The following is an 8443-nucleotide window of genomic DNA, read 5'->3' on the forward strand; positions in this document are numbered from 1 at the left end:
CCTGCTCTGTAATCATTTTTACTGCTTTCTGATATCTTATACTCACCTGTTACAAATATTCCAAATCTGTCCTCTATCTCTACACCTGCTGATATCTGCGTTTTCAGCTGACCATTTTCATCTTCCGGTTTTGCCAGTTTATGATAATTATCCTCTATTGCTGTCAGTCTTGCTTCTTCCCTTACATTCAAATCAGCCAGTTCGTATTCATACAATACATTCAGCGAACCTTTCAGTTTCCACTTATCAGCGTCTCCTAAAGGAAGCACGCCTTTTAGTTCCACTCCCGCTTTTGGTTTTACACTCCATGCATCATTTCCTTCTATTTGTAATTTTTCAAGTCCCTTCTCCGTAAATGTGGGTCTTGTCACATACATTGCCTTTATTCCTCCATATGGTGTAAGTGTCATCCTTTTTCCAAGTGACATTTCCTTACCAAATGTATTGTCACTTGTTATACTGTAACTTTCATATTTTCCTGTTATATCCGAACTTCCATATGGTGATACCCAGTCGACACTTCTCTTCATATCATGAATACTCGCTCTTCCTGTAAGATCATTTCTCAGAATCCAGTCATTTGCCTTATATTTATTATGCATTCCGATCTGTATTGTATCCACATCTTCTTCGTTTTTCTTAGAATCACTAAATTCAAATCCTGTATGTAAGTAACCCAATGAATAACCAAATGTATGTCTATATGTTCTTTCTACCTCTCTAAGAGCCAGAACTCCTGTTGTTTCATAATCATACCCTGTTACTCCGTCTGTTTCTTCTTTATTCTTCCCTTTTCCAGCTATTACATTTATTTTTACATTTTCTTTTGTATTATTCTTAGAATCCTGCAGCAGCCTCATTGAATCTGCAAATGTATCTGCTATATCATTTTCTCTCTGATTCATATTAGCATACACATCTCCTGCAAGGCTTGACATTATATTTCTAAAGTCTGATTCATTTGTTATATAATTTATTCTGTCAAATATTTCTCTTCCGTCACCTGTACTTACTGCATACTTCTCATTTAATGCTTTTCCAAAATCCTCATACCATAACCCGTCTGTAAATGTCTCATATGATTTTCTTGTCATTACCAGATCATTGCCCTGTGCAGTTGCATCCCATGTTAATGACTGTGATATGTACTCTCCCTTTCCTGACAGCCCTTTAAATATATTCACAAATGTATATCTGTCTGCTGCTGTTCCTTTGGCAAAGTCCGGAGCCACTTCAAAGCTGTTAGGCACTACTCCCCCGAATCCTACCTGTGTTGTTGAATTTGTAGTTGCTGTATTTGTTGCAGGATCTATTGTAACTATTACCTTAAATCCGTCATAATTAAAATTACCGTTTACATCTACATATATTTCCCCTGTATTTACAAGTGTCGGCATTTCAGGAAGATCATATGACTGAGAAATCATTCCTTGTGTTGTTCCTGTTATATCTGTTATATTAGCACTATCTGCAGTGGAAGTATAAGCTATTCCCAGTCCTGTTCCTGAAATATTTATCGTTCCTTTATTTACAAGTTTTGTATCTGCTCCTGATAAATATATTCCGTAGACATTATTACCCGATATATTTATCACTGAACCTGCTTCATTATATATCTGTGAACCTCCACGCCCCAGTATTCCTACTGATCCGTCACCCGTAAGATTAATTATCCCGTAGTTTCTTACTATTGAATAATCATCTGCATATATTCCCCTTACATTTTCTCCTGTACCTGTTATAACTCCGTAATTTTCCGCTGACATAAATACCTATTCCGTCTTTTCCTACTTCAATTGTCGAATTATTACTTACATTACTGTTTTTCCCGTACATACCTGCTGAATATCCAGCTTTCGATACTGTTCCGTCTGATCCGGTATAATCATACAATTCCGAATCTCCCATTAATATACTTCCGTTATTTATCAATTCTGATCCGTTTCCATATGCCCCTATATTTGACTTTCCTGTATTTCCAGTTATTACAGCTGTATTTGTAAATGTTCCTCCATCTTTCAAATAATAACCAACACTGCCTGCCCCTGTTATTTCAATGTCATAATTATTTTTTGCATTTATTCCTGTACTTGAAAACACATACATACTGCCGCTTCCTATTTTACCTTTTGCATTATTTATAAATACAGGAGTTGTACTTCCTGAGAATACCAGTCTGTAAGAATTATCTCCCGCTGTTATTTCCGAATCATTCTGTACTGTTCCTGTTAGGTTAACAGCGTATACTCCTATTGCTCCTGATGAACCTGCAGTTACTGATGAACCGGAATTCAGCTGAAGATTCCCTCCGTCTGAGTATATTCCTATTCCTCCGTCTCCTGCTGATATTATTCCGCTGTTTTGTATTCTTCCCGCTGTATTATACACACCTATAGAGTTATTCCCTGCATTCACCGATCCAGAATTCACAAAAGTGCTTCCTGCATTATCCTGATATACCCCTAATGATGGTTTTTGTATTGAGCTTGAGTTTCCTGCTGTTATACTTCCGGTATTTGTAATATCTGCCAGACCTGTTGTATATATTCCCGTTGATCCTTCGGTATTTATATTTATGCTGCTGTTGTTTGTTATTTTTGATGCTACAGCTTTTGTATTTTCTACATAAATTCCGGCTGAATTCGTACCAGACACGCTTATATTCCCGTTATTCAATACTTCATTTCCATCACTCAATAGCATCCCCACAGAGCTATCCTGCACATTTATACTTCCACCGTCGTTTATTACATATGCTCCTGTACCTTCTGCATACATTCCCAATGACTGGCTTCCGACATTTATTGTGTTTTTATTACGTCCTCTTGCTCCTCCTGTGAGGTACATTCCTGCTGATGAATCTCCCAGATTTATTATCCCTAGATTTGTTCCCTCTTCACTTACACTTATTCCTGAGATTGCTGCCGGAAGACTTCCTGTATACTGACCGCTAACAGACATTCCCACTGCATTTGTCCCTGTTGAAGTCACATTGGAATCTGTTCCGAATAATACCAGTGTACTGTTTCCGTTTATCAGTGAACCATTTGAAGCTAATGCTGCTGCCGTATTATTATAGAACGTTCCGCCAAGCAGATTTCCCATGGTATATGTAGAGTCCGGTGTGGCATTTATCGTAAACGGTGAGCTAAATACTATATTTGAACCCGAATCTGTTATCATTAGAATTACATTCTTACCATCCACAGACACACTTCCCCCGGAATTCGTCAATGTTGTCCCGTTTGTCAGATAGTATCCTACAGAATTATCACCATTCAGGTAAATAGTTCCTCCGTTTATATTTCCTGTTGAATTCGAAAGATAAACTCCTACTCCGTTTTTACCTACCCTTATATTTCCATCTATTTCTACTGATGTATTTGTCCCATATATTCCGACTCCTTTTTCGCCGCCTGATACATCTATATCTGATGTTGAACTAAGTGCTATTTTTGAGTCTGATGTTGTTTTGGTATTATTTACATATATTCCGTATCCTCCGTGTTCTGTACCTGATGACTTTATAGTTCCGTTATTCTGGACATTTATAGTTCCGTCACCATAACTTTCCGCAGTTCCATTTAGATAATTCGTGGCATATATACCTGTTGTTTCACTTCCTACATTTATTATTCCGTTATTTATTACCTGTGAACCATTTGTCCCGTATAAACCTGCGGAACTTTTTCCTGTTACACTTACCGTTCCGTTGTTATTTATCTCTCCAAAGTTTGTAAAAAGACCTGTTGAACTATTTCCGGATAAAGTCACTGTTCCTGTATTACCTATTATTATCCGTGATCTGTCAGCTGTACTGCTTCCTGTACCATAATTCGCCTGTCCGGCTCCCATCTGCATATCCTGTGTTCCGCTTACTGATGATGATATTTCCACACTTGAATTTACAAATTCTGTTCTGTTATAAATATCTGTATTATCATCAAGATTTGCTGCAGTATCTACAATCAGCTTTCCTTTTAACACTGAAAGTACCGTATAATTATTATTGCTTGAACTTGATATCTTTATATTTGATGTTAAGTTAGAACCTGCTGTAAAATCATTTTTTACTGTACTTAAAGATATTGCTGATGACGGTGAATCTACTATCATTAATTTAGAATTATTATCTTTCAGATTTATCTCCAATACACCCGAACCTGTTACAAAATTTGCTAAATATGTAGTATAGTCCCCTGTTACATAAAATCCAAGTCCGCCTCCTTCTATTTCCGCACTTGCATTTCCTGTCATATTAAGGTTTCCTGCTCCATTGTTATTCAGAGCAAATATTCCCCCGTCTTTTACTATGGTTTTATGACTTCCTGACAGATTTACCGTTGAATTATCCGCATAAATTCCTGTTGTTCCCGAACCGGCAGTTATTGTACCGCCGCTCAGATTTGCCGTTGTTCCTGATGCTGAATAAAGACCAGCCCCGTTTTTAGACGATACTATTATTGATCCGCCGCTCATATTAAATGTTCCGTTGTTGTATATCCCTACAAGATTATTCTTTTCTGTGGCTGTAAAATCTATTATTCCTGTATTATTACCAGTTGCATTTGTCCCTATGTACAGTCCTGTCACTTTTTCTGCTCCGGATAAAGCATTTATTGTCCCTGTATTTGTTAATACTGCTGAATTCCCTGATACATAAGCTCCTGTTACATTGCTGCCTATTGATATTGTTCCGCTATTTACTGTTGTTGATGCTCCTTCTGTGTATATTCCTATTCCTGCAGCCACATTATCCACTGTAATATCATATGAAGAACTTACACTTGAATCCTTCAGATATATACCGGCGCCGTTTCCTCCTGATGCTTTTATAGTTCCCGTTAATGATGAAGTACTGTTAAGTCCGCTTCCATAAAGACCTACAGAGCTTCCTCCTGACTGAGAACTCACATTTATTGTTCCGTTAGAATCCAGCTTGGTATTATTCAGATACAATCCTATTACATTCTCTGTTCCTTCAAGATTTATTGCTGAAGATGCCCCGAGAGTTACTTCTGAGATTAATGATGTATTTTTATTATCTGCATATATACCAAACACACTTCCTGCTACTCCGCCTGATTTTGTTTTTATATCTTTATTGTTTACTATATTTACAGAATCGTCTCCATAACCCAGTGTTGATGACGAAGTAGTTCCGTCAAAATAGTTTTGTCCGAATATTCCTATATTTTTATCCCCGCCAAGTTCTATCAGTCCCTCATTTGTACTTACTGAACCATTGGCAGTGTAAATTCCTGTTGCTCCCTCACCGTTTAATTTTATAGACCCAGAGGAACTGTTCGTCATTGTTATGAAATCCCCTGCTATCCCTGTCGTTTCTTTTCCTGACAGCTCTATTATTCCGTTATTTATTACATATTGCGCTGCGGCACTCACTGCTCCGCTGCTGTTACGCTGAGCTGCACCTATTTGTTTATCTTTTGTTCCTGATACTTTTACACCGTTTAATACTGTTATATTCGAGTTAATAAATTTTAATTTTGAATATATACCGTTATCCATATTAGAGTCAGTATCATTATCCAAATTCAAATCAAAATCCTTCATTACATATTCGTAGTAATCAGAACCTGAAAAATTGAAGAATCCGCTTGTTAATGACGGTAATGATGACAGCTGGCTTATATTTGCACTTATTCCCTGAGTATCTACAAGCATTCCTATTGATCCCGAATCCATTGTAACATTCAGATTTCCTGCATTACTAAATGAATTCTTTATATTTGTTACTTTAGTGCTTAAATCAGAAATATTATCTATCGCTGTATAAAGTAATATTCCTCCTTCTTCCACTGTTGCATTTGATGATGCTGATATATTATACTTTCCTTTAATACCAGTCCCGTCATCATAATTGTAAAATATGAGTCCTCCTGCTTCTGCTTTTAATGAAGAGCCTGATACATTTATGGTAGAGTTATCTCCTGAATAAAGTGCCGCTCCCCCGTTTTTAGATATGATGCTGCCCCCTGTCAGATTTGTTGCAGTGGTATTTTCTCCGTATATCCCTATTGTGCTGTTCCCGTTCGCCGTTACTGTTCCGCCGCTCATTGTCAGTGTACCTTCATTATATATTCCTAACGAATTCTTTCCTTCTATATTCATTATTCCTGTATTTTCCCCGACAGAATTAGTGAATACAGCTAATCCATTTGATTCTTCTGATTTTATATTAATAGTTCCTTTATTGTTAGCAACACCTCTATTTACTGCAATCAATCCTGTAGTTCTGTCCAGACCTTCATCAAATGTTATTGTTGCCTTATTTTCAACTGTTGATTTATACAAGGCATTAGCATTATTATTTACAGAATCATTGGCAAGCATAACAACGTTATTCCCTTTGCCGCTTTCTATCTGTGCATCCAATACCAGATTCCTGTCAAGTATTATCTTGGCTCTGTCACTTCTCATTAAAATACTGTTATTTGATTTATTTCCGAATTTTAATTCCTGCACATTATTATTATTGATAACTATATCAGAATTCCCCAGTAATATATCCTGAGTAGCATAATTTGCATCTCTTAATATTCCAATATTTTTTTCTCCGTTTAATAAAAATCTCAGGTTTCTTAGATTTCCTATAGGGTCTGTTGTTGCAGAATTTGCTATCCCATTGAATGAAGTTACTTCTGTGGAATCAGATATTCTCCTGATCAATGAGATTCCAATGTTTTGTTCGCCTTCCAGATTTACCAGCCCTGTCTCTCCATTGATAACTGTCTCTTTAAAGTAATCTTTATATGTACTGAAAATATTCGGTACTCTCATTGCATAACTATTATCTCCAAGTAATTCCATCTCCCCGGGTTTCACATATACATATAGAGGTGTACCTATATTGTAATAACTTCCAAAATCTATTCCTATACTCTCAGTATTTTTCATTATTATTTTGCCGTTATTTGTATATGTAGACTCTTTAAGCGGAACTTTTGTTATTATTTCACCTCTGCATTGATCTGATGCAGTTTCACCCCAATACCTTCTGTCACATTTTCTTCCGCCTTCATTCATCAAAGAAACAACAAAAACACGCTTTCCGCCTTCTATAGTCACTGTTGCATTATTAGTTATTTTTGATGGTAATAAATCGTAATACTGATTTTCAAAAACTATTGTTATATGACCACTGTTACTTCCTGTTACTTTCAAAGTACCATTCAGTGTAAATTCTATGTTTTGATCCCTTGCTCCAAAACCATGACTTATTGCAGCAAATCTAGTTATCCCAATTCCTGTTGAATTTCCAAGACCTAATCCAAGTGCAGGATTAGTCACATTATTTATGAATTCCCAATCACCTGTCAATGTTGAACTAGATGCAACAATATTAGCAACTGCATATCTATAGGCGTTACCGATATTACCAGTACCTCCGCCTCCTGGTGAAGTTGGTGTCGTTACGACTCCTGTTTCTCCATAAGTTCCATTTAATAATAGTGTGTCATTAACCCCGCTCCATGTAAATTTATTTTCTATCTCATAGTTATCATTGTTAATAGTTATTTTTGTTCCATTTGTGTCAGCAACAGCTGATGAGTTATTTAATATTACATAATGTGAAGGACTCCATTCAGGAGGCATGATTGTATTAACACCGACTATATTACTTTGATGAAATCCAGACGCTGAAAAATTCAGGCTAACAGGATTAAATATTTCCGGTACTGTCACTGTTGGTACTTCAATAGGATTAAACGCAGTTACTTTTGCTATATTAACCGTTGGTGATGTTACTGTTATATTTTTAGGTTCTTCTGCTTTAGTTATTGACGGCAGCTCAAATGTTGTCAAAGTCGGTATAGTCACCGAAACAGGATCTATCGCAGGATTGGCTATTGTCGATACATCCACCTGCGGCACCGTCGGTTTTATTATTCCGGGTTTTACAGGATCACTATCCGGTTCTTTTATATTAAGATCTACTCCCATATCTATTATTTTGTATTCTTGTTTTTCTTGAAAACGTTTACCATTAGATTTTGAAGCATCCGAACTGTATTTTGCATTCTCTGTTGTATTATTCAGTCCACTTCCGTGTTCTTCATAAAATGCGCTGAAAAATATCTGCCATTCCAAATATTCCAGCTTTATTATATAGTCCCCCTGCATATACAAATCTTTTAGTTCTTTGTTTTTTTGATTTAATATTCTTTCAATTAATTCGTATGACGATTTGTTTGATTTCCCGCTTTCAATATTCTTTACCATATTGTCATATAAATTATTTGTTTTCCCTGCTAATGTTGCACTTTGCACGGGTATTGCCGCATTTAGTGCTAAAAATGATAATAAAATTTTATTCCTCTTTCTCATAAATTTCTCCTTCTTTACTTAATTACAATACAAATTCATTCAGATAATATATATGTTATTACATATAATTTGTATGACCATTATATCAAAATAC

Annotated in this window: 2 protein-coding genes; both read right to left on the reverse strand. The window is 36.1% G+C overall.

Going from position 1 to position 8443, the window contains the following annotated elements:
* A partial coding sequence (locus tag NK213_RS18150; protein ID WP_253351859.1) for an autotransporter outer membrane beta-barrel domain-containing protein occupies positions 1–1766 on the reverse strand: 1766 nt, incomplete at its 3' end.
* Entirely contained in the window at positions 1699–8349 is a 6651-nt protein-coding gene (locus tag NK213_RS18155) for a transporter (RefSeq protein WP_253351861.1), read from the reverse strand. The genes NK213_RS18155 and NK213_RS18150, both read right to left, overlap by 68 nt.
* Positions 8350–8443 lie beyond the last annotated feature (94 nt).

This window comes from Sebaldella sp. S0638 (assembly GCF_024158605.1).
In the GTDB taxonomy this organism is placed as follows: Bacteria; Fusobacteriota; Fusobacteriia; order Fusobacteriales; family Leptotrichiaceae; genus Sebaldella.

Bases quoted from the DNA above. Each gene is read 5' to 3' on its own strand.
- NK213_RS18155 (WP_253351861.1), bottom strand. From the start codon at position 8,349: ATGAGAAAGAGGAATAAAATTTTATTATCATTTTTAGCACTAAATGCG.